The sequence below is a fragment of the Bradyrhizobium sp. 192 genome (assembly GCF_023100965.1).
Taxonomy (GTDB): Bacteria; Pseudomonadota; Alphaproteobacteria; order Rhizobiales; family Xanthobacteraceae; genus Bradyrhizobium; species Bradyrhizobium symbiodeficiens.
In genome coordinates, this window is record NZ_CP064690.1 from 3,712,354 (window position 1) to 3,735,096 (window position 22,743).

16 protein-coding genes are annotated in these 22,743 nt (G+C 66.2%); 9 read left to right on the forward strand and 7 right to left on the reverse strand.

The genetic code is table 11. The annotated features are described in order from the left end of the window. The first annotated feature begins 35 nt into the window (after positions 1-35). From ccmE to IVB24_RS16870, 8 genes are all read left to right on the forward strand, one after another. Positions 36-563 (forward strand): cytochrome c maturation protein CcmE, encoded by a 528-nt coding sequence (gene ccmE / locus IVB24_RS16835; protein ID WP_094975133.1) that lies wholly within the window; start codon positions 36-38, stop codon positions 561-563. Next, positions 560-2,542 carry a heme lyase CcmF/NrfE family subunit gene (locus IVB24_RS16840; protein ID WP_140478144.1) on the forward strand — a complete coding sequence of 661 codons (1,983 nt, stop codon included), beginning with the start codon at positions 560-562 and terminating at the stop codon, positions 2,540-2,542. The genes ccmE and IVB24_RS16840 overlap by 4 nt, the downstream gene beginning before the upstream one ends. 4 nt (positions 2,543-2,546) lie before the next feature. Next, positions 2,547-3,029, forward strand: a complete 483-nt coding sequence (locus IVB24_RS16845) for a cytochrome c-type biogenesis protein (RefSeq protein ID WP_094975086.1) — start codon at positions 2,547-2,549, stop codon at positions 3,027-3,029. A 118-nt stretch (positions 3,030-3,147) separates the two neighbouring features. After that, positions 3,148-4,491, forward strand: coding sequence for a HAMP domain-containing methyl-accepting chemotaxis protein (locus IVB24_RS16850; RefSeq protein ID WP_247773810.1), 1,344 nt, complete (start codon positions 3,148-3,150; stop codon positions 4,489-4,491). Between the two features lie 219 nt (positions 4,492-4,710). Then, the gene (locus IVB24_RS16855; protein WP_140478148.1) at positions 4,711-6,288 is read left to right on the forward strand and encodes a Do family serine endopeptidase; all 1,578 of its coding nucleotides are present in this window, start codon (positions 4,711-4,713) and stop codon (positions 6,286-6,288) included. 284 nt (positions 6,289-6,572) lie between these two features. Continuing rightward, entirely contained in the window at positions 6,573-7,253 is a 681-nt protein-coding gene (locus IVB24_RS16860; RefSeq protein ID WP_094975131.1) for a response regulator transcription factor, read from the forward strand. Then, positions 7,237-8,697: an ATP-binding protein gene (locus IVB24_RS16865; RefSeq protein ID WP_094975084.1), complete on the forward strand. Its 1,461-nt coding sequence runs from the start codon at positions 7,237-7,239 to the stop codon at positions 8,695-8,697. The genes IVB24_RS16860 and IVB24_RS16865 overlap by 17 nt, the downstream gene beginning before the upstream one ends. Then, positions 8,694-11,678, forward strand: a complete 2,985-nt coding sequence (locus tag IVB24_RS16870) for a bifunctional [glutamine synthetase] adenylyltransferase/[glutamine synthetase]-adenylyl-L-tyrosine phosphorylase (protein WP_247773811.1) — start codon at positions 8,694-8,696, stop codon at positions 11,676-11,678. The genes IVB24_RS16865 and IVB24_RS16870 overlap by 4 nt, the downstream gene beginning before the upstream one ends. Here the strand turns inward: IVB24_RS16870 and IVB24_RS16875 are convergent. Genes IVB24_RS16875 through IVB24_RS16895 form a run of 5 tightly spaced genes read right to left on the reverse strand, consistent with a single transcriptional unit; the run spans position 11,638 to position 17,603 of the window. Then, complete coding sequence (locus tag IVB24_RS16875; protein WP_162308463.1) at positions 11,638-11,868, reverse strand: formate dehydrogenase subunit delta; 231 nt, start codon at positions 11,866-11,868, stop codon at positions 11,638-11,640. The genes IVB24_RS16870 and IVB24_RS16875 overlap by 41 nt on opposite strands. Then, on the reverse strand, positions 11,858-12,685 hold the full coding sequence (gene fdhD / locus IVB24_RS16880; RefSeq protein ID WP_247773812.1) for a formate dehydrogenase accessory sulfurtransferase FdhD: 828 nt from the start codon (positions 12,683-12,685) through the stop codon (positions 11,858-11,860). The genes IVB24_RS16875 and fdhD overlap by 11 nt, the downstream gene beginning before the upstream one ends. Before the next feature lie 4 nt (positions 12,686-12,689). After that, complete coding sequence (fdhF, locus tag IVB24_RS16885; RefSeq protein ID WP_247773813.1) at positions 12,690-15,563, reverse strand: formate dehydrogenase subunit alpha; 2,874 nt, start codon at positions 15,561-15,563, stop codon at positions 12,690-12,692. A gap of 10 nt (positions 15,564-15,573) precedes the next feature. Next, positions 15,574-17,130, reverse strand: a complete 1,557-nt coding sequence (locus IVB24_RS16890) for an NADH-quinone oxidoreductase subunit NuoF (RefSeq protein ID WP_247773814.1) — start codon at positions 17,128-17,130, stop codon at positions 15,574-15,576. Then, complete coding sequence (locus IVB24_RS16895; protein ID WP_166466351.1) at positions 17,127-17,603, reverse strand: formate dehydrogenase subunit gamma; 477 nt, start codon at positions 17,601-17,603, stop codon at positions 17,127-17,129. The genes IVB24_RS16890 and IVB24_RS16895 overlap by 4 nt, the downstream gene beginning before the upstream one ends. A gap of 224 nt (positions 17,604-17,827) precedes the next feature. On the opposite strand from IVB24_RS16895, the gene IVB24_RS16900 reads away from it, so the two are divergent. Next, complete coding sequence (locus tag IVB24_RS16900; protein WP_094975077.1) at positions 17,828-18,721, forward strand: LysR family transcriptional regulator; 894 nt, start codon at positions 17,828-17,830, stop codon at positions 18,719-18,721. 4 nt (positions 18,722-18,725) lie between these two features. On the opposite strand, the gene IVB24_RS16905 is transcribed toward IVB24_RS16900, so the two are convergent. Then, the gene (locus IVB24_RS16905; protein WP_094975076.1) at positions 18,726-21,053 is read right to left on the reverse strand and encodes a PAS domain-containing sensor histidine kinase; all 2,328 of its coding nucleotides are present in this window, start codon (positions 21,051-21,053) and stop codon (positions 18,726-18,728) included. A 226-nt stretch (positions 21,054-21,279) separates the two neighbouring features. Further along, positions 21,280-22,653 carry a cation-efflux pump gene (locus tag IVB24_RS16910; protein WP_247773815.1) on the reverse strand — a complete coding sequence of 458 codons (1,374 nt, stop codon included), beginning with the start codon at positions 22,651-22,653 and terminating at the stop codon, positions 21,280-21,282. Between the last annotated feature and the right edge of the window lie 90 nt (positions 22,654-22,743).

Genomic DNA, 22,743 nt, shown 5'->3' on the forward strand with positions numbered 1-22,743 from the left:
ATGTCGGGACGAGAGCAGCGGAGAACGGATACGCCATGACGCGCAAGCAGCGACGTATGACCATCATCGGCGGCTCGCTCGCCGTGCTCGCGCTCGCGGCCGCGCTGGTGCTCAACGCACTTCGCGACTCCATCGTGTTCTTTTCGACACCGAGCATGGTCGCCGAGAAGCACGTCGAACCCGGCAAGCGGTTTCGCCTCGGCGGGCTGGTGCAGCCCGGCTCGCTCCAGCGCGGCGACAATCTCGCGGTGACCTTCGAGGTCGCCGACGGCAATGCCAAGCTGCCGGTGGCCTACAAGGGCATCCTGCCCGACCTGTTTCGCGAGGGGCAGGGCGTCGTCGCCGAGGGCGCGCTCGATGCCCATGGCGTGTTCAAGGCCGATACCGTGCTTGCCAAGCACGACGAGACTTACATGCCCAAGGACGTCGCCGATGCCCTGAAGAAACAGGGGCACTGGAAGGACGATTACGGCGGCAAGCCTTCTGACAGCAATAAGACGTCCGACGCGGGCAAGCCCGCGGCGACGACCGCGCAGGGCAATGCGCAGGGAGCAATGCGGTGATCGCAGAATCCGGACATTACGCGCTGGTGCTGGCGCTTGGGCTCGCACTGATCCAGTCAATCGTGCCCCTGATCGGCGCGCGCCTGAACGATGTTGCACTGATGAATGTGGCGCGCTCCACGGCGCTGGCGCAGCTGCTGTTCGTCGGTGCCTCGTTCGTCGCTCTCGTGATGCTGCACGTGAACTCGGACTTCTCCGTCGCCAATGTCTACGAAAACTCCCATTCGATGAAGCCGCTGCTCTACAAGATCACCGGCGTGTGGGGAAACCATGAAGGCTCGATGCTGTTGTGGGTGTCGATCCTCGCACTGTTCGGCGGGCTGGTCGCCGCGTTCGGCAACAATCTGCCGCTGTCGCTGCGGGCCCACGTGCTTGCCGTGCAGGCGTGGGTCGCCAGCGCCTTCTATCTGTTCATCCTCGTGACATCGAACCCGTTCCTGCGTATCGCGAATCCGCCGATAGAGGGGCGCGATCTCAATCCGGTGCTCCAGGACATCGGGCTCGCCGTGCATCCGCCGATGCTCTATCTCGGCTATGTCGGCTTCTCGATCTCGTTCTCCTTCGCAATCGCGGCGCTGATGGAGGGCCGGATCGATGCGGCCTGGGCGCGCTGGGTGCGGCCGTGGACGCTGGTCGCCTGGATATTCCTCACGCTCGGCATCGCCATGGGATCGTACTGGGCCTATTACGAGCTCGGCTGGGGCGGCTGGTGGTTCTGGGATCCGGTCGAGAACGCCTCGCTGATGCCGTGGCTCTCCGGCACCGCGCTGCTGCATTCGGCCCTGGTGATGGAGAAACGCAACGCGCTGAAGGTCTGGACCATTCTGCTATCGATCCTGACCTTCTCGCTGTCGCTGCTCGGCACCTTCCTGGTGCGCTCGGGCGTCATCACCTCGGTGCACGCCTTCGCCACCGATCCCACCCGCGGCGTGTTCATTCTGCTGATCCTTTGCCTGTTCATCGGCGGCAGCCTGGCGCTGTTCGCGGGCCGCGCCACGTCGTTGAAGCAGGGCGGCCTGTTCGCGCCGATCTCGCGCGAGGGGGCGCTCGTGCTGAACAATCTGCTGCTCACGGTTGCCTGCGCGGTCGTGCTGTTCGGCACGCTCTATCCGCTGGCGATGGAGATGCTCGCCGACTTCAAGATGTCGGTCGGCGCGCCCTTCTACAATCTCACCTTCGCGCCGCTGTTCACCCTGCTTCTGCTGGCGGTGCCGTTCGGGCCGATGCTGGCGTGGAAGCGCGGCGATCTGCTTGGCGTGACGCAGCGTCTGCTCGCTGCGGGCGTCGCCGGGCTCGTCGCCGTCGCCATCGCCTGGGGCTGGGCGAGCGGGGGCAGCGCGCTGGCGCCACTCGCGATCGGGCTCGGCGTCTTCGTCATCGCCGGCGCGGTCACCGACATCGTCGAACGCACCGGCCTCGTGCGGCTGCCGTTCGCGACGGTGTTGCACCGGGCCCGCGGCCTGCCGCGCTCGGCCTGGGGCTCAGCGCTTGCGCATGCCGGCCTCGGCGTGGCGCTGATCGGGATCGTCTGCGAGACCACCTGGAACAGCGAACACATCGCGACCATGAAGCAGAACGACGTCGCCCACATCGCCGGCTTTGACGTGAAGCTCGACGGGGTGCTGCAGCGTCAAGGCCCGAACTATCGCGAGATGATCGCCGAGTTCAACGTCAGCCTCGACGGCAAGCCGCTCAGCGTCATGACGCCCTCCAAGCGCAGCTTCACCACCCGCGGCTCTTCGACCACCGAGGCCGCGCTGCTGACGCGCGGCGCGAGCCAGCTCTACATTTCGCTCGGCGAAGCCAATGCCGAAGGCGCCATCGCCGTGCGCATCTATTACAAGCCGATGGTGCTCTTGATCTGGTGGGGGCCGGTGCTGATGGCGTTCGGCGGCGTGTTGTCGTTGTCCGACCGGCGCCTGCGGGTCGGCGCGCCGAAGCCGGCGCGGGCCAAGCAGCGCCTCCAGCCGGCGGAGTGATCCGATGCGCCGGATGATGGCCGCGTTCACCCTGCTGATGCTGCTGGCCTTGCCTGCGGCTCATGCGGTGCAGCCCGACGAGATCATGCCGGATCCGGCCAAGGAAGCCCGTGCGCGCGAGCTGTCGCGCGAGCTGCGCTGCATGGTCTGCCAGAACCAGTCGATCGACGATTCCGACGCGCCGCTGGCGCGTGATCTGCGGCTCTTGGTGCGCGAGCGCATCGGCGCCGGCGACAGCAACTCGCAGGTGCTCGACTTCCTGGTCGCGCGCTATGGCGAGTTCGTGCTGCTGAAGCCACGCTTCGAGCGTCAGACCCTGCTGCTGTGGCTGCTCGGGCCGTCGCTGCTGATCGGCGGCGGCCTGGCGCTGTGGCTGCAAATCCGGCGTCGCGCGCGCAGTGGTGCAGATGTACCAGCGCCGCCACTTACGTCCGATGAGCAGGCGCGGCTCGCGGCCCTGATGTCGGACGAGCCAAAATCTCCGTGAGCTCGTGGGCATCGTTCGCGCTCGGTAGTGCTACGGCCAACCCCGCCCGGTTCATGCAATTTTGACCTTTGTCTGGAAGCTTGTCGCGAGCCTTGTCTCCAGACTCTGAGTCCTTCTGATGTTCGCGAACAGCAATCTGACGATCCGCTTCCTGGTCGGCGCCGTCGTCGCTGCATTGTTGTTTCTGCTGGGCATCGGCGGTGGTACCGGCTTCATCGCGGTGCTCTATCTCAACAACGAGATCACCAGCCTGTCCTCGGACTTCGCCGCACTCAGTGGCCCCGCGCGCGATCACGCCATGCAGATCTATCAGCAGGCGCAGGCCGCGTTCTCCTATTTCCTGATGGCCTGCGGCGTGATCGCCGTCGTTGCCGTCGCGATCTGCCTCACCACCTGGTTCGCCGTGCGCAACGGCATCCTCAGTCCGCTGGCGGCGATCGTGCACGCCATGCGCGAGGTCGCCGACCAGAAATTCCAGACACCGGTTCCGGGGCTCGGCCGCACCAACGAGATCGGCCTGCTCGCCGGTGCGCTGGAAGTCTTCAAGACCAACGGGCTCGAGCGGCGCCACCTCACTGAGCAGCAGCTGCAGGAAACCCAGCACCAGGCCGAGCGGTCGAATTTCCTGGACGAGCGGATCAAGCGCTTCAACGATCTCGTCGCCAGCGTCGTCGACAGCGTGGCCTCATCGGCGGTGCATCTGAAGAGCAACGCCGAGACGTTGTCGCGGACGGCCAACGACACCAGCACCAAGGCCAATGCGGTCGCAAGCGCGGCGAGCCAGGCCAGCGCCAGCGTGCAGACGGTCGCGGGCTCGGCCGAGGAGATGACGAATTCGATCGGCACGATCAGCCGTCGCGTCACCGACGCGACCCAGCGCGCCGAGGGCGCGGCGTCCCAGGCGGAGAAGAGCCGCGACACCATCCACACGCTGTCGGATGCCGCCGACAAGATCGGCGAGGTCGTGCAGCTGGTGCAGGCGATCGCATCGCAGACCAATCTCCTGGCGCTGAACGCCACCATCGAGGCGGCGCGGGCAGGGGAGGCAGGCAAGGGGTTTGCGGTGGTCGCCTCCGAGGTGAAGAATCTGGCGCACCAGACCAGCAAGGCGACGGAGGAAATCACCTCCCATGTCGCCAGCATACAGGGCATCACCGCGGAGACGCGCGGCGCGATCGACGGCATCTCCAAGACGCTGTCGGAGATCTCGTCCATCATGTCCGGCATCGAGATCGACACCGCCCAGCAGCGCAACGCCACGCAGGAGATCACGCGCAGCGCCCAGAACGCCGCGCACGGCACGCTCGACGTCTCCAACCATATCGTCCAGATCACCTCGACGTCGGCGGAGACTGGCCGCATGGCCGCCGAGGCGCGGGATTCGGCGGTCGATCTGTCGCAGCAGGCCGCCACCTTGAAGCGCGAAGTCGACGAGTTCATCGTCAGCGTCAGAGCGAGCTGAGCGCGCCAACAAAGGCGCCTGCTACGCCGTGAGGGAACGGTGGTTAAGTTCCTGTCAGATCACGATTTTCGGCTGCGCTAAACTGCCGCATCCGCGACACCCTTCATTACAAAAGTTTAACCCCGCCGCCAGCGCGCGGTAAGGCGGGAGCCCCCATCTTCAGGACCGTAAGGTGCCGCCGTCAGGCACCAAATGGATTTCAAGGCCCTGGAGATCTGCATGTCCGACCGTATCGACCTCTCGAACCTTCCGTCCTTCCGGCAGCCGCGCCGGTCGGTGTTCTCCGCGCGGAGGTTCGCGCTGATGGCCTCGGTCGTCGCCGGTCTCGGCGCAGCCGTCTATGGCTTCAGCCCGTCGACATCGCCGGCCGACCTGTTCTCGACCCCGGCCCATGCGCAGGTCAACAACGAGGTTCGCAAGGTCGAGCGTCCGGTCGGGTTCGCCGACGTCGTCGAGCGCGTGAAGCCGTCGGTGATCTCGGTGAAGGTCAACATCAAGGAGAAGACTGCGAGCAACGATGACGGCGATGATTCCTCCTCGCCGTTCCAGCCGGGCTCGCCAATGGAGCGCTTCTTCCGCCGTTTCGGCGGTCCGGACGGCTTCCCTGGCGCGAAGGGCGGCCGTGGCCGTGTCGTGCAGGGCCAGGGCTCCGGCTTCTTCATCTCGGCTGACGGTTATGCGGTGACCAACAACCACGTGGTCGACGGCGCCGACAAGGTCGAGGTGACCACCGACGACGGCAAGACCTACAGCGCCAAGGTGATCGGCACCGACCAGCGCACCGACCTCGCGCTGATCAAGGTCGAGGGCGGCTCGAACTTCCCGTTCGCCAAGCTTGCCGACGCCAAGCCGCGGATCGGCGACTGGGTGCTCGCGGTCGGCAATCCGTTCGGCCTCGGCGGCACCGTGACTGCCGGCATCGTCTCGGCCAGCGGCCGCGACATCGGCAACGGTCCCTATGACGATTTCATTCAGATCGACGCGCCCGTGAACAAGGGCAATTCCGGCGGTCCGGCTTTCGACACCAACGGCGAGGTGATGGGCGTCAACACGGCGATCTATTCGCCCTCCGGCGGCAGCGTCGGCATCGCGTTCTCGATTCCGGCGAGCACCGTGAAGAGCGTGGTCGCCCAGCTCAAGGACAAGGGCTCGGTCAGCCGCGGCTGGATCGGCGTGCAGATCCAGCCCGTGACCTCCGATATCGCCGACAGCCTCGGCATGAAGAAGGCCGAAGGCGCGCTGGTGGCGGAGCCGCAGGCCAACGGTCCGGCCGCGAAGGCCGGCATCGAGTCCGGTGACGTGATTACGGCGGTCAACGGCGAGACGGTCAAGGACGCCCGTGAGCTTGCCCGCACCATCGGCGGCATGGCGCCCGGCGCGACCGTGAAGCTCAACGTGCTGCATAAGGGCCAGGACAAGGTCGTGAACATGACGCTCGGCCAATTGCCGAATACGGTCGAGGCCAAGGCGGACAACGACAATGACAGCGGCAAGGGTGCGAGCAAGGGCACCGACGTGCCCAAGCTCGGCATGACCGTTGCCCCCGCCAATTCGGTGGCCGGCGCCGGCAAGGAAGGCGTCGTGGTGACCGAAGTCGATCCGAAGAGCGCCGCGGCCGAACGCGGCTTCAAGGAAGGCGACGTGATTCTCGAAGTCGGCGGCAAGAGCGTGGCCACCGCCGGCGACGTCCGCGAGGCCATCACCGCGGCGCGGACCGACAACAAGAACAGCGTCCTGATGCGCGTGAAGAGCGGCGGCCAGTCGCGCTTCGTCGCGGTGCCCCTCGCCAAGGGCTGACCAGGGCTGAGGCTTCAGGAGGCCCACGAGATGAAGGGTGTCGCCGGCATCAGTCGCCCCCGCCGACGGCGCCCTTCGGGGAAGCAGCGCAACGTTCGCTTCCCCAGTCTACCTTCCGGTGGAATTACGCCCCCCTCCGTCGGAAGGCCTAGGGCGGTGAAGTCCCCCCAGCTTCACCGCCCGCCTTTTTCTCGATGCCAGAGTCTCCCACTCGGCTTGCATGCGATTGCCGCTCGCGCCATGTTTAGAGAAGGTTGACCTCCTTGACCGCCGCCGAACGCACGATGCGCCTCCTCATCATTGAAGACGACCGCGAATCCGCCGATTACCTCGTGAAGGCATTTCGCGAAGTCGGACACATTGCCGACCACGCCAGCGACGGCGAGGAAGGCCTCGCTATGGCCGAAAACGGCGATTACGACGTGCTGGTGGTCGATCGCATGCTGCCCAAGCGCGACGGCCTGTCGCTGATCGGCGCGCTGCGCGACCAGGACAACACCACGCCGGTGCTGATTCTCTCCGCGCTCGGACAGGTCGACGACCGCATCAAGGGCCTGCGCGCCGGCGGCGACGACTATCTGCCGAAACCCTATTCCTTCGCCGAGCTGCTGGCTCGGGTCGAGGTGCTGTCGCGCCGCCGCGGCGGTCCGGCCGAGGACACGCTCTACCGCGTCGGCGATCTCGAGCTCGACCGGCTCTCGCACCGCGTCGCCCGCGGCAAGGACGAGCTGACGCTGCAGCCGCGCGAATTCCGCCTGCTCGAATATCTGATGAAGCATGCCGGCCAGGTGGTGACCCGCACCATGCTGCTCGAGAACGTCTGGGACTATCATTTCGATCCGCAGACCAACGTGATCGACGTGCACATTTCGCGGCTGCGCTCCAAGATCGACAAGGGCTTCGAGCGCCCGCTGCTGCACACGATCCGCGGCGCCGGATACATGATCCGTGACGGCATTCGGTAAACTCGTCCGCACCACGGCGTTCCGGCTGACGCTGGTCTACCTGCTGTTGTTCGCGATGTTCGCGGCCTCGCTGCTGGCCTATTTCGCCTGGAATACGCGACGGCTGATCACCGAGGAAATCACGCAGACGGTCAATGCCGAGACCTCGGAGATTTCCGAGATCTACGGCCGCCGCGGCCTGCGCGGCCTGGTGCTGGCGATCGAGTATCGGGCGCTGCGGCCGGGGGCCAACCTTTATCTCGTGACCACGCCGACCGGGCAGGCGATCGCCGGCAATGTCGGCTCGCTGGCGCCCGGCGTGATGGCGACGCGCGGCTGGTCGGAGACCGCCTACCGGCGGATCGAGGACGCCGACGACCGCGACCATCGTGCGCTGGTGCGTGTCACCGAACTGGAAAACGGCTTCCGGCTTCTGATCGGCCGCGACCTCGCCGAGCGGCGTCGCCTGTTCGGCATCGTCGCCAAGGCGGCGCAATGGTCGATCCTGATCGTCGTCGTGCTCGGTCTCGGCGGTGGCATCTTCGTCGCGCGCCGCGTGCTCCGGCGCATCGACGCCATGACCGGGACTGCGCAGCGCATCATGACCGGCGATCTCAGCGGGCGTCTTCCCGTGGGGCGTAGCGGTGACGAGCTCGATCGTCTTGCCGAAAACCTCAATGCCATGCTGGAGCGGATCGAGGCGCTGATGGCTGGCCTGAAGGAGGTCTCCGACAACATCGCCCACGACCTCAAGACGCCGCTGACGCGCCTGCGCAACCGCGCCGAGGAGGCGCTGGCGAAATCCGGCTGTGAAGCCGATTACCGGGCGGCGCTGGAGCGGACCATCGAGGAATCCGACGGTCTGATCCGCACCTTCAACGCGTTGCTGATGATCGCGCGCGCCGAGTCCGGACAGGCGCGCGGCAACATGGATGATTTCGACGCGGCCGAGGTCGCCGGTGGCATCCACGAGCTCTACGAGCCGCTCGCCGAGGACGACGGCATGACGTTGAAGGTCAAGGCCGAGCCGACACCGGTTCACGCCAATCGCGAATTGGTCAGCCAGGCGCTCGCCAATCTGGTCGAGAATGCGATCAAATACGGCAAGCCGGTCGCACAGACCGGCGGAACCGTGGTCAGCATGGACGCTCGCCCGATCACGATCGAAGCCAGGCGCGATGGCGACAAGGTGCTGCTCAGCGTCACCGATCGCGGTCCCGGCATCCCCGAGGCCGACCGCGCGCATGCCGTCGAACGATTCGTGAGGCTGGAAGCGAGCCGCACGCTGCCGGGCTCCGGCCTCGGTCTCAGCCTCGCCTCGGCGGTTGCGACATTGCATGGCGGTGAGTTGAAGCTGGGCGATGCCCAGCCCGGTCTCGTCGCCACGCTGGTGCTGCCCGCGCGCGCCGGGGCCGGCGACAGGGTTGCTCCGCCAATACCGGATGTGCCACAGAAGGTGGCATGAACCACTCCGCGCCGGGAAACGCGGACAAGCATGGTGAGAGCCTCGCCGCACGCTTCGCGGAGGCTCCCCATATTGCCGCTTCCACAACCGACGAACGACGTTTTGACAATTGGCTGGCCGAGCTCGAGCCGGCGCAATTGGCCCGTCTCGAAGCGTTGCTGGCTCATCCCTTCGCGCGGGATATCCTGACCGGTATCGCGGAATTCTCGCCTTATTTGTTCGATCTGGTGCGCTCTGAGCCGCTGCGCCTGATCCGGCTGCTCGAATGCGATCCGGATACGCATCTGCCTGCGTTGATCGCGGAGGCGAGGGGCGGGGTACTGGCCGCGACGGATGAAGCCGAGGTGATGCGGCTGCTCCGCCGCATGAAGGCCGAGGCGGCGCTTCTCACCGCTCTGTGCGACATCGGCGGGGTCTGGCCGGTGATGCGGGTGACGGCGGCGCTGACCGATGTCGCGGTGTCCTCGGTGCAGGCGGCGCTCCAATACCTGCTGCGGCAGGAAGCCGCACGTGGCAAGCTCTCGCCGCCCAATCCCGAGGCGCCCGAAGAGGGCTGCGGGCTGATCGTGCTGGCGATGGGCAAGATGGGCGCGGGCGAGCTGAACTATTCCAGCGACATCGATCTCATCGTGTTCTTCGATCCCGATTCGACGACGCTGGCGGCGGACATCGAGCCGCAACCGTTCTTCGTGCGGGTGACGCAGGGCATGGCGCGCATCCTGCAGCAGCGCACCTATGACGGCTATGTGTTCCGCGTCGATCTGCGCCTGCGGCCCGATCCGTCCTCGACGCAGGTGGCGATCTCCAGGGACGCCGCGCTGAACTATTATGAGCGGGAGGGGCGCACCTGGGAGCGCGCCGCGATGATCAAGGCGCGGGCCTGTGCCGGCGACGCCAAAGCGGGCGAAGCTTTGCTCGCAGAGATCGCCCCGTTCGTCTGGCGCAAGCATCTCGACTTCGCCGCGCTCGCCGACGTCCACGACATGAAGCGACAGATGCAGACCTATCGCGGCCAGAGCGAGGTCGCGGTGGAGGGGCACAACGTCAAGGTCGGCCGCGGCGGCATCCGCGAGATCGAGTTCTTCGCGCAGACCCAGCAATTGATCGCCGGCGGCCGCCATCCGGAATTGCGGGTGCGGCCGACGCTGAAGGCGCTCGACATTCTCGCCTCCAGCAACTGGATCACGCCAGTTGCGCGCGACGAGCTCGCCATTGCGTATGAATTCCTGCGCCGGGTCGAGCATCGCCTCCAGATGATCGCCGACGAGCAGACCCACGCGCTGCCCGAGGACAAGGAGGCGGTCGAGCGTTTTGCGCGCTTCTTCGGCTATCCGGATCGCGAAGCCTTTGCGACCGACCTGCTGCGGCAGCTCGAGATCGTGCAGGGGCACTATGAAAAACTGTTCGAGGGCGACGATCCGACCGGCACGGCCAAGCTGCCGGCGCTCGACTACAGTGCCGGTCCCGACGATCCGCGCCTGCTCCAGCACCTTGCAACGCTCGGCTTCAAGAAGCCGGCCGCCGTTGCGCAGACGGTGTGCGACTGGATCACCGGCGACTATCGCGTATTCCGCAATGAGGCGACGCGAAACGCCTTCGTCGAGTTCGTTCCTGCCCTGATCGACGGCCTCGCCCATGCCGAGGAGCCGGATCGCGCCGTCGTGGCGTTCGATGATTTCCTCGGGGCGCTCCAGCGCGGCGGCCGGCTGATCACGCTGCTCGGGCAGAACCGCGATCTCGTCGCACTGGTCGCGCTGGTGCTGGGCGCAGCGCCCCGGCTCGGCGAGATGCTGGCGCGGCAGCCGCAGCTGATGGACGGCCTGATCGACCCGCGCTTCTTCGGCGCCATGCCGGACAGGCAGGAATTGTCGGGACGGTTGGCCGCGACCGTGCAGGACGCCGGCTCTTACGAAGAGTTCCTCGATCGCCTGCGCCTGTTCGGGCAGGAGAGCCTGTTTCTGATCGGCACGCGGATTCTCTCCGGCACCGTCTCGGCGCAGCAGGCGAGCACGGCCTTCGCTGATGTCGCCGAGGGCATCGTCCACACCGTGCACGGCCTCGTTGCCGACCGCTTTGCCGCCCAGCACGGCCGCATCAAGGGACAAGAGACCGCGATCATCGCGATGGGCCGGCTCGGCAGCCGCGAGATGACGGCCTCGTCCGATCTCGACCTGATCCTGCTCTACGATTTCGACGGCGACCATCCGGACTCCGACGGGCCGAAATCGCTTCAGGGCGCGCATTATTTCGCCCGCTTCACCCAGCGCCTGATCAGCGCCTTCACGACCCGCACCAATTACGGCGTGCTCTACGAGATCGACATGCGGCTGCGTCCTTCAGGCCGCGCCGGTCCCGTCGCCTCGAGTCTGGTCTCGTTCGCGGATTATCAGGCCAACGAGGCCTGGACCTGGGAGCACATGGCGCTCACACGCGCCCGCGTGGTGTCGGCTTCGCCGGAATTCCGGATGCGGATCGAGCGCGTCATCCGCGATGTCCTGACCCGCCGCCGCGATCCCGGAATCACCGCCAACGACGTCGCCGACATGCGGCGTGCGATCGCCCAGGAGAAGGGCGAGGCCGATTGCTGGGATCTCAAATACGCTGCCGGCGGCATGGTCGACATCGACTTCATTGCGCAATATCTCCAGCTCGTGCATGCGCACGATAAGCCGGAAATTCTGGACGTCGGCACGGTGCAGGTGCTCGACAACGCCTGCAGGCTCGGCGTGCTTCCGCAATCGGAGACCGAAATCTTGCGTGCGGCCGCACGGCTCTATCACGACCTCACGCAGATCCTGCGGCTGTGCGTCAGCGACCGCTTCAAGCCGGAAACCGCCGGCACCGATCTGCAGCGCGTGATGGCGCGGGCCGGCGATGCGCCGGATTTTTCCTCGCTGGAGGCGCATGTGAAGGAGACGCAGAGCGAGGTGCGGCGCGTGTTCAGGGCGCTGCTGGAAGGGACGCCGCCTTCAGCGAGGTGAGCGCCTCGCGGACGTCAGGCTCCAGGCCCGCGCCGCCGGCGTCGAGATGGGCGAAGATCGCGCGCTTCATCCGGGGATCCCAGAACTTCTTGATGTGCTCGGCAATCCCCGGCACGGCTTTATTGTGGCCCTGGCTCTGGAAGAACTTGCCGATCTGGTTGGCCATGTAGATCAGGCGGTCAGGCGACATCGGCAACCTCCGTGGCATGGCGAGCGGCGATCCGGGCGCCATGCGTGAATATCTCGAATCCGTCCTGCCGGGCGATCGCGATCAGGGTGATGCCGGCGGCTTCCGCCGTACGCACCGCGAGCGCGGTCGGCGCGGACACCGCGACCATCACTGGTGCGCCGATCGCGGCTGCCTTCTGCACCATCTCGACCGAGACGCGGCTCGTCAGCAGCACCATGCCGCCGCGCGCGTCGGTGCGGCCGCGCGCCAGCGCGCCGGCGAGCTTGTCCAGCGCATTGTGGCGGCCGACATCCTCGCGCAGCGCGACGATGTGGCCGGCAGGGGACCAGAACGCGGCGGCGTGAACCGCGCGGGTCTGCAGATTGATCGATTGCAGCGGCGCGATCGCCTGCATCGCCGCCATGATCTGCTCGGGCGTGAAGGTCTGGCCGTGCGGCACGACCGCTGCGGGGCGCACGGCCTCGGCAATGGACTCGATGCCGCAGATGCCGCAGCCGGTGGGTCCCGCGACGTGGCGACGGCGCTCGCCGATGCGCGCGGCGTCTTCCGCCGCCAGCCACATCCTGAGCTCGATGCCATCGTCGAGGCGGACCACTTCGAGCGACCGGATGTCGTCGGCCGATTTGACGATGCCTTCGCTCAAGCTGAATCCGACGGCAAAATCTTCCAGGTTCTGTGGCGTCCCCATCATGACGGCATAGGTGCCGCCATTGTAAGTCAGCGCCAGCGGCGTCTCCTCCGGGATCAGCCGCACGCCCTCCGACGCGACGCCGTCGCGCCAGGTCTCCCGGTCGATCGCCTGGACTGGGACATGCATGCGGCTACTCCGCGGCCTCGGCCGGCGCGATGCGGCGGGACTGCCGCGCCTGCGCGTCATAGGCCTTCTGCCAGTCGGACGGGCCGTTCGAGGGCGAGACCTCGACCGCCGTGACCTTGTACTCCGGACAGTTGGTCGCCCAGTCCGAATAGTCGGTCGTGATGACGTTGGCCTGCGTGTCCGGATGGTGGAAGGTGGTGTAGACGACGCCGGGCGCGACGCGGTCGGTGATCTCGGCCCGCAGCGTGGTCTCGCCGGCGCGGCTCTTCAGCCGCACCCAGTCGCCGTCGCGCACGCCGCGCTGCTCGGCATCGTGTGGATGGATCTCCAGCCGGTCCTCGGCGTGCCAGACCACGTTCTCTGTGCGCCGCGTCTGCGCGCCGACATTGTACTGGCTGAGGATGCGGCCCGTCGTGAGCAGCAGCGGATAGCGCGGGCCGGTGCGTTCGTCGGTGGCGACATATTCGGTGACGACGAACTTGCCCTTGCCGCGCACGAAGCCGTCGATATGCATCACCGGCGTCCCCTCCGGCGCCTTCTCGTTGCAGGGCCACTGCACCGAGCCGAGCTCGTCGAGCTTGGCGTAGGAGACGCCGGCGAAGGTCGGCGTCAGCGCCGCGATCTCATCCATGATCTCGGAAGGGTGGCTGTATTTCATCTCGAAGCCCATCGCCCTGGCGAGGCCGATGGTGACCTCCCAATCGGCCATGCCGTTCTTCGGCGTCATCACCTTGCGAACGCGCTGGATGCGGCGCTCGGCGTTGGTAAAGGTGCCGTCCTTCTCGAGGAAGCTCGAGCCAGGCAGGAAGACATGGGCGTAGTTCGCGGTCTCGTTCAGGAACAGGTCGTGGACGATGACGCATTCCATCGCGGACAGTGCAGCCACCACGTGCTTGGTGTTGGGATCGGACTGCAGAATGTCCTCGCCCTGCACATAGATGCCCATGAAGGTGCCTTCGACCGCGGCGTCGAACATGTTGGGAATGCGCAGGCCCGGCTCGGGGTTGAGCTTGACGTTCCACAGTGCTTCGAACTGGTCGCGCACGGCGTCGCCGGAGATGTGGCGGTAGCCGGGCAGCTCGTGCGGGAACGAGCCCATGTCGCAGGAGCCCTGCACGTTGTTCTGGCCGCGCAGCGGGTTCACGCCGACGCCGGGACGGCCGATATTGCCTGTGGCCATCGCGAGGTTGGCGATCGCGATCACGGTGGTCGAGCCCTGGCTATGCTCGGTGACGCCGAGACCGTAATAGATCGCGCCGTTGCCGCCGGTCGCATAGGTGCGCGCGGCTTCGCGCAAATCCTTCGGATCGACGCCGGTGAGGATGGCGGTGGCTTCCGGGCTGTTCTTGGGTTGTGCGACGAAGGCCGCCCATTCCTCGAACTCGCTCCAGTCGCAGCGCTCGCGCACGAAGGCCTCGTTGACGAGACCTTCGGTGACGATGACATGCGCCAGCGCCGTCATGACCGCGACGTTGGTGCCGGGCATCAAGGGCAGGTGCAGCGCTTTCACGTGGGGCGCTTCCACCATCTCGGTGCGGCGCGGATCGATCACGATCAGCTTGGCGCCCTGGCGCAGCCGCTTCTTCAGGCGGGACGCGAACACGGGATGAGCGGAGGCCGGATTGGCACCGATCACGAGGACGACGTCGGTGTCCTCGACCGAGTCGAAATCCTGCGTGCCGGCTGACGTGCCGAAGGTGGTGGCGAGGCCGTAGCCGGTCGGCGAATGGCAGACGCGGGCACAGGTGTCGACATTGTTGTTGCCGAAGCCGGCGCGGATCAGCTTCTGCACCAGATAGGTTTCCTCGTTGGTGCAACGGGACGAGGTGATGCCGCCGATGGCGTCGCGGCCGTATTTCTCCTGGATGCCGCGCATCTTGGCGGCCGCGAACGAGAACGCCTCGTCCCAGGATACTTCGCGCCAGGGATCCTCGATCCGTTCGCGGATCATCGGATTGAGGATGCGTTCGCCGTGGTTGGTGTAGCCCCAGGCGAAGCGGCCCTTGACGCAGGAATGGCCGCGGTTGGCCTTGCCGTCCTTGTACGGCACCATGCGCACGACTTCCTCGCCGCGCATCTCGGCCTTGAAGGTGCAGCCGACACCGCAATAGGCGCAGGTGGTGACCACGGAGTGCTCGGGCTGGCCGATCTCGATCACGGACTTTTCGGTCAGCGTCGCGGTCGGGCAGGCCTGCACGCAGGCGCCGCAGGAGACGCATTCGGAGCCGAGGAAGCTCTCGCTCATGCCGGGCGAGACGCGGCTGTCGAAGCCGCGGCCGGAGATGGTCAGCGCGAAGGTGCCTTGCATCTCCTCGCAGGCGCGGACGCAGCGCGAGCAGACGATGCACTTGGAGGGATCATAGGTGAAGTAGGGATTGGACTCGTCCTTCGGCATCCAATTGTCGTTGGAGCAGCCGTCCGATTTGGCGAAGACGTGGTTCTCGCCCTCATAGCCGTAGCGCACGTCGCGCAGGCCGACGGCGCCGGCCATGTCCTGCAACTCGCAGTCGCCATTGGCGCCGCAAGTGAGGCAGTCGAGCGGATGATCGGAGATGTAGAGCTCCATTACACCCTTGCGCAGCTTCTTCAGCCGCTCGCTCTGGGTGTGCACGACGAGACCGTTCATGACGGGCGTGGTGCAGGAGGCCGGCGTTCCGGCGCGGCCCTCGACCTCGACGAGGCAGAGACGGCAGGAGCCGAACGCATCGACCATGTCGGTCGCGCAGAGCTTCGGGATCTGGTGGCCCGCGTCCATCGCGGCGCGCATGATTGAGGTGCCCTCGGGCACCGTGACCTCATTGCCGTCGATGGTCAGGGTCACCATCGTTTCCGATTTGGAGCGCGGTGTGCCGAAGTCGATTTCTTCGATCAGAGACATTGTCGTTCTCCTATTCCGCGGCCTGAAGCGTGGTCGGCGCCGGGACGAAATCCTCCCGGAAGTGCTTCAACGCGCTGAGCACAGGATAGGGCGTGAAGCCGCCGAGCGCGCAGAGCGAGCCGAATTTCATGGTGTTGCAGAGGTCTTCGACCAGCGCGAGATTTTCGCTCACGCGCTCGCCGTTGATGATCTTCTCGATGGTCTCTACGCCGCGGGTCGAGCCGATCCGGCAGGGCGTGCACTTGCCGCATGACTCGACGGCGCAGAACTCCATGGCGAAGCGCGCCTGCTTGCGCATGTCGACGCTGTCGTCGAACACGACGATGCCGCCATGGCCGATCAGGCCGTCGCGCGCGGCGAAGGCCTCGTAGTCGAACGGCGTGTCGAACAGCGCGCGCGGGAAATAGGCGCCGAGCGGACCACCGACCTGCACGGCGCGAACCGGCCGGCCCGTGAACGTGCCGCCGCCGATGTCGTCGACGAGCTCGCCGAGCGTCACGCCGAAGGCGGTTTCGAACAGGCCGCCGTAGCGGAGATTACCGGCCAGCTGGATCGGCATCGTGCCGCGCGAGCGGCCCATGCCGTAATCGGCATAGGTCTTTGCGCCTTCGGCGAGGATGAAGGGGACGGCCGCGAACGACAGTACGTTGTTGATGACGGTCGGCTTGCCGAACAAGCCGTGATGCGCGGGCAGTGGCGGCTTTGCGCGCACGATGCCGCGCCGGCCTTCGAGGCTTTCCAGCAGCGAGGTTTCCTCACCGCAGACATAGGCGCCGGCGCCGACGCGGACTTCGAGATCGAAGCTGTACGTGGAACCGCCGATCTTGTCGCCGAGATAGCCGCCGCGCCTGGCGGCTTCGATGGCGGCATTCATCGCCTCCACCGCATGCGGATATTCGCTGCGGATATAGATGTAGCCCTTGGTCGCGCCGACGGTGAGGCCGGCGATGGTCATGCCCTCGATCACCAGGAAGGGATCGCCTTCCATGATCATGCGGTCGGCGAAGGTGCCGCTGTCGCCCTCGTCGGCGTTGCAGACGATAAACTTGCGGTCGGCCCTGGCCTGCGCGACGGTCTTCCACTTGATGCCGGTCGGGAAGCCCGCGCCGCCGCGACCGCGCAAGCCGGATGCGGCGACTTCGTCGAGGATCGCATCCGTGCCGAGCGACAATGCGCGCTCCAGCCCCTTGTAGCCGCCATGAGCGCGGTAGTCGTCGAGCGAGCGCGGGTCGATCACGCCGCAACGGGCGAAGGTGAGGCGGGTCTGGCGCTTGAGCCAGGGGATCTCGTCGGTCGCGCCCAGCCGCAGCAGATGCGGTGTGTTGGTGGCGAGCGCATCGAGCAGGGATGGCACATCGGATTCCGTGACCGGGCCGAACGCGATCCGGCCCTGCGGCGTCGCCACCTCGACCAGCGGTTCTAGCCAGTACATCCCGCGCGAGCCGGTCCGGACGATCTCGATCGCCACGCCGCGCTTGGCCGCGGACTGCTCCAGCGCCAGGGCAACTTCGTCGGCGCCGACGGCGATTGCACCGGCGTCACGTGAGACGAACAGACGCAAGCTCATCGCTGTGCCTCCACGATCAATGCATCGAGGCGCTTCTGGTCGAGTCGACCGATCAGCCGGCCGTCGAGCATCGCGGACGGTGCGGTCGCGCACAGGCCGAGGCAGTAGATCGGCTCCAGCGTGACGCGGTCGTCGGCCGTGGTGCTGCCGAGCGACACGCCGAGCTTTGCTTCGGCGCGCGCAGCCAGTGCATCGCCGCCCGCAGCCTGGCAGGCCTCCGCGCGGCAGAGCTTCAGCACGTGGCGGCCGGCCGGCTTGTGGCGGAAATCATGATAGAACGTGAAGACGCCGTGAACTTCGGCACGTGACAGGTTGAGCGCTTGCGCCACCATGGGAATGGCCGCCTGCGGCACATAGCCGAACGCCTGCTGAAGCGCGTGCAAGATGACCAGCGTCGCACCCTCTTGGCTGGCAAGTTCGGCGATGATTTCAGCGCCGCGCGTTTCATCCCAAGGTTCGTAACTCGCTGTCATTCTTCGTTCTCAAATTGAGCGTTTCCTCGGTCCAAACTAGTTGGAATCATTCGAAGATCAATAAAGCCGTCCCGTGCTGCGATTGCGAATTCCGATCGATTTGCAAGTGCAATCGCTCGATACGAATTTCCGATGAAGGTTGGATCGGCTGCCGGTTTTTGCGTGTTGGTGCAGGCCCGGCGTGCTAGCTTGCATGCCACGTCAGAATTCGAGGGGACGCCCGGTTGATCGACAAGCTTGAATTATTGCTGGCGCTGGCGAAGGAGCGTCATTTCGGACGCGCGGCGGAGGTCTGCGGCGTGACGCAACCGACGATGTCGACCAGTCTCAAGCAGCTTGAGGAGATCCTCGGCGTGATGCTGGTCCAGCGCGGCTCCCGCTTCCAGGGGTTCACTCCCGAGGGCGAGCGGGCGCTCGACTGGGCGCGGCGGATCGTGGGCGATGCCCGCGCGATGCGCGACGAGATCAACGGGCTGAAGCATCAGCTCTCCGGCGAAATCCGCATCGCGGCGATCCCGACCGTGCTCGGCATGGTGGCATCGCTGACGACACCGTTCCGCGCCCGGCATCCCGAGGTGCGTTTCAGCATCCGCTCGACGACTTCATCGGAAGTGCTGGGGCTGCTGGAAAATCTCGAGGTCGATGCGGGGCTGACCTATATCGAGAACGAGCCGATCGGCAAGGTGCGCACCATTCCGCTCTACAATGAGAGCTATCGCCTCCTGACCGCGCCGGATGCGATGTTCGGCGACCGCGAGTCGGTGACGTGGAAGGAGGTCGGGCAGGTGCCGCTGTGTCTGCTGACGCCGGACATGCAGAACCGCCGCATCATCGATCGCGCCTTGCGCTCCGTCGGCGCGGAGGCGACGCCGACACTGACCTCGAACTCGCTGCTGGTGCTGTTCACGCATGTGAAGACGGGGCGCTGGGCGAGCGTGATGCCGGCCAAGCTTGCCGAGACGCTCGGCCTGTCCGACACGGTGCGCTCGATCCCGATCACCGATCCCGACGTCAATTACAGCATCGGCATGGTGATCCCGAAGCGCGATCCGATGACGCCGCTGATCGCGGCGCTGGTCAATGTCGCGCGCGAAGTCGCGCCGTCGCTGCAGCTCTAGGAGGCTAAGCTGCAGCCGATATCTTGGATGCCTTGATCGCGTCGCGCGGCAGGGTCACGCGCACGACGGTGCCGACCTCGAGCCTGGAGCGCAGCCGCATCGAGCCGCCGTGGAGTTGCGCCAGCGAGCGGGCGATGGCGAGACCCAGGCCCGAGCCGTGATAGGTCTTGGTGAGCTGGCTCTCCACCTGCTCGAACGGGCGGCCGAGCCGCGCCAGCGAATGCGGCGCGATGCCGATGCCGGTGTCGGCGATCATCAGCACGATCCGGTCGTCGAGCTGCCGGCTGCGCACCACGATGCGTCCGCCGTCGGGCGTGAACTTCACCGCGTTGGAGAGCAGGTTGACGATGATCTGCTTGGTGGCGCGGCGGTCGGCGACGACGGAGATGGATGTCTCGATGTCGGCATCGAGCGTCAGGCGCTTGTCCTGGGCCCGGCCGGTGACGATCCGCAGGGATTCCGCGAGCGTCCGCGCCAGGTCGAGCTCTTCCATGTCGAGCTTCATGCGGCCGGCCTCGATCTTGGACATGTCGAGGATGTCGTTGATGACCTCGAGCAGATAGTGGCCGCTGGTCAGGATGTCCTGGCAGTATTCCTGGTACTTCTCGCTTCCCAGCTCGCCGAACATGCCCGAGCCCATGATCTCGGAGAAGCCGATGATGGCGTTGAGCGGTGTGCGCAGCTCGTGACTCATATTGGCGAGGAACTTCGACTTGGTCTGGTTGGCTTCCTCGGCCCGGGTCTTCTCGCGCTGGTACTTCTCGGCGAGATCGGCGAGCTCGACCGCCTGGCGCTCCAGCGCGGCTTGCGAACGCTTCAGGTCGATGACGGTGGCACGCAGGCGCAGATCGTTGTCGACCAGCTTCTGCTCGTGCTCCTTGATGCGGGTGATGTCGGTGCCGACCGAGACGTAGCCGCCGTCCTTGGTGCGGCGCTCGCTGATGTGCAGCCAGCTGCCGTCGTCGAGCTGCGCCTCGAAGGTGCGCGCGCCTGGGCCCTGGGCAGCGGTCTCGTTGTGGCGGGTGCGCACCTCCGGCATGCGGCCGACCTCGAGCACGGTCTCGTAGGAGGTGCCGGGGATGACGGCGCTGTCGGGCAGCTTGTGCAGGCGCTGGAAGTGCGAGTTGCAGAGCACGAGGCGGTCGCTGGCGTCCCACAGCACGAAGGCTTCCGGAATGGTCTCGATCGCATCACGCAAACGAAGATCGGCTTCCACCGTCCTCTCGGCGAGGCTCTTCTGCTCGGTGATGTCGACGGCGATCCCGATCAGGTGCACGCTGGAATCGGTCGCCCCGCGCGTCTTCTCGCAGCGGACGCGAAGCCAGATCCAGTGGCCGTCGACATGCTGCATGCGGAAGGTCTGGTCGATGTGGTCGATCTTCTCGGAGATGAGCTGGTCGGCGATCGCGAACAAGTCGATGTCGTCGGACTTCACCAGCGCGTTGACCTCGCCGAAGGTGAGGAGTTCGTGGCGGCCGTCGAGGCCCAGCATCGAGAACATCGACTGCGACCAGAAGATCCGGCCCCGCGACAGGTCCCAGTCCCACAGCCCGCAGCGGCCGCGGTTGAGCGCGGTGTCGATACGGCCGCGCACGGCGTCGTTGATGAGGTCGCCTTCGCGGGCGCGGGTGGACTGCCAGTGGAAGGCGAAGCCCAGGATCAGGACGACGAATCCCGTCGTCGCCGACAGCGTCACCGAGAGCGCTGCGTCCGAGCCCCAGATCGGTTCATTGCGCTCCTGGATCACAGTGACGAAGCCGGGCAGCGACTTGATCTGCCGCGAGGTCGCCATCGCGGCGTTGCCGCTCGGCAGCGTCATGTCGGAGACGTCGCCGTCGCGCGTCGGCGCCGCGAGCAATTGTGCCGTCGTGATGGCGTCGAGCAGGCGGTCGTTGCCCGAGGGGCTGCTGTCGACCGGGATACGGGCGAGGACGCGACGGTCGATGCCGGCGGAGGTGACGATGACGTGGCGGCCCGAGGCCGTGCCCCAGGACGGGATCATATCCGGCAGTAGCGCCGGCAGGCTCTCGATGTTCTTGAGCCGCTCCTGTCGTCCGGAGGTGAGGCGGTCGATGCGTTCGGCGAGCAGATCGGCCAGCGCCGAGATGTCGTGCCGGACCACGAGCCGCTTCTGGCGCGTTTGATCGACGACCTGCACGAATGCGCCGAGGCAGATCGTGATCAGAAAGGCGATGATCAGCGTCGGCACGGCGCGACGAAGCGCTGGCTCTGCAATCAAGAGCCGATGATAGGCAGGTTTCGCGATCGACTGCGCCAATCCTTTGATCGAATCGGATTGGACGCACACGTTCGCGGCGTCTGCACGCGGCATGCCTTCGGCCCCCTAAAAACCTGATTGCAACTGAAGTTCGGAGGCAGCCCCACATCGCTTCCGAATCACAGCGATTTGAATCCAGTTTTCGCGGGGTGTCGAGAGTCAATGAATCGTTAACGCGGAATTATTCTTATCCAATGCGCAGTTTGTGCAGCGCGCGTCCTCAAACTCACGGGCGCGAGGAGTCCGAAACGAGAACGTGTGACTCATCGCACATTCTTCGTCACGCGCGCGGCGGTTCGGCGTGGCTGATCACGCGCTTCACGTTGGGGAACGCGCGCCGCAGCGCACGCTCGATCGCGTCGACATGCTCGTGCACCTTGATCACGCTCATCGACGGTGTCGCGCGGCAGTGGAAGTTGACGATCTCGCCGGCATCGGTGTTGCGGACACGGACATTGTGGATGTCGTGGATCTCGCCGCCGGCGGCATATTCGGTCAGTGCATCGGCGATGGTCCGCACCCTCTCGGGCGTGGCGTCGACCCCGAACGGAAGTTCCGGTTCCAGCGGCTCGATGTGGACGTCGACCTCGACGTCCTCGCCGAACTCCTCCTTGATCTTGCGCTCGAGCGTGTTGGCGACATCGTGGGCGGCGTCGAGCCGCATTCCGGCGTCGACCTCGAGATCGATGCTGACGATCAGCTTGCCACCGAGATCGTGCACCGTGACGTGGTGGACGGCGAGGCCCGAATTGTGCGCGATCACCATGATGCGGTCGCGCACGGTCTCGTTGTCGCGCGCAACGGGAACGGCGGTGAAGCTGAGGTCGGTATCGCCGAACGCCTTGTCGACGGCGGCGTGCGCCTTGCGCTTGATGTCCTCGACACGGTCGATCGGATAGGTCCGCGGCACCTTGGCAATGGTGTCGATGAACGTGGTCGCCCCGACCATGCGCACCCGCAGCCGCTCGATATCGATCACGCCGGCCACGCTCCGGATCGCGGCGGTGGCCTTTTCGTGCGCGCCCTCCGGGGCGCGGTCGACCAGTGTCTGCACGGTCGAGCCGGCCATGCGAAGGCCGAGCAGGGCGATCATCACGGCGACTGCGGCGGCTGCGGCCGCGTCGCCCCACCAGAAGCCGAGGGCGGCGAGGATCAGGCCGATGATCACAGCGAATGATCCCAGCACGTCGGAGGCGAAATGCAGCGCGTCGGCCGCGAGCGCCTGGCTCCTGGTCTCGCGCGCGGCGCGGTGCAGGGCGCGGGCGCGCCAGAGATTGACGAGGATGTCGATCACCAGCACCACGAACGGCACGGCCGAAATGGTCGGCGGCGGGGTTCCCTCGCGCAGCCGGCTGTAGGCCTCGACCAGGATGCCGCCGGCGAGCACGTAGAGCAGGGCGGTGACGCCCAGCGCCGAGACGCTCTCCAGCTTGCCATGGCCGTAATGGTGCTCCTCGTCCGCCGGCTTGTCGGACACCCGCACCACCGCCCAGGTAATGATGGTCGCGATCAGGTCGACCGAGGAATGCAGGGCCTCGGAGATCAGAGCGAGCGAGCCGATCGCGATGCCGACCGCGAACTTGGCCGCCGCCATGCCGCCGCTGGCGAAGATCGAGATCGCGGCGACCGAGGTTTTATTGTGCTGGGAGGTCATGGCGGGGATTTAGCAGCCCGGGGATGAACATCAAGCGATGATCCACAGGGGTTGTCGCTAGTGATTTGCAGGAGCGAGATGCCAGCTCCG

What these genes read in the sequence shown, in the direction of transcription:
- ccmE (WP_094975133.1), top strand. Translation starts at nt 36, where the DNA reads ATGACGCGCAAGCAGCGACGTATGACCATCATCGGCGGCTCGCTCGCC.
- IVB24_RS16845 (WP_094975086.1), top strand. Translation starts at nt 2,547, where the DNA reads ATGCGCCGGATGATGGCCGCGTTCACCCTGCTGATGCTGCTGGCCTTG.
- IVB24_RS16850 (WP_247773810.1), top strand. Translation starts at nt 3,148, where the DNA reads ATGTTCGCGAACAGCAATCTGACGATCCGCTTCCTGGTCGGCGCCGTC.
- IVB24_RS16855 (WP_140478148.1), top strand. Translation starts at nt 4,711, where the DNA reads ATGTCCGACCGTATCGACCTCTCGAACCTTCCGTCCTTCCGGCAGCCG.
- IVB24_RS16860 (WP_094975131.1), top strand. Translation starts at nt 6,573, where the DNA reads ATGCGCCTCCTCATCATTGAAGACGACCGCGAATCCGCCGATTACCTC.
- IVB24_RS16870 (WP_247773811.1), top strand. Translation starts at nt 8,694, where the DNA reads ATGAACCACTCCGCGCCGGGAAACGCGGACAAGCATGGTGAGAGCCTC.
- IVB24_RS16875 (WP_162308463.1), bottom strand. Translation starts at nt 11,868, where the DNA reads ATGTCGCCTGACCGCCTGATCTACATGGCCAACCAGATCGGCAAGTTC.
- fdhD (WP_247773812.1), bottom strand. Translation starts at nt 12,685, where the DNA reads ATGCATGTCCCAGTCCAGGCGATCGACCGGGAGACCTGGCGCGACGGC.
- fdhF (WP_247773813.1), bottom strand. Translation starts at nt 15,563, where the DNA reads ATGTCTCTGATCGAAGAAATCGACTTCGGCACACCGCGCTCCAAATCG.
- IVB24_RS16890 (WP_247773814.1), bottom strand. Translation starts at nt 17,130, where the DNA reads ATGAGCTTGCGTCTGTTCGTCTCACGTGACGCCGGTGCAATCGCCGTC.
- IVB24_RS16895 (WP_166466351.1), bottom strand. Translation starts at nt 17,603, where the DNA reads ATGACAGCGAGTTACGAACCTTGGGATGAAACGCGCGGCGCTGAAATC.
- IVB24_RS16905 (WP_094975076.1), bottom strand. Translation starts at nt 21,053, where the DNA reads ATGCCGCGTGCAGACGCCGCGAACGTGTGCGTCCAATCCGATTCGATC.
- IVB24_RS16910 (WP_247773815.1), bottom strand. Translation starts at nt 22,653, where the DNA reads ATGACCTCCCAGCACAATAAAACCTCGGTCGCCGCGATCTCGATCTTC.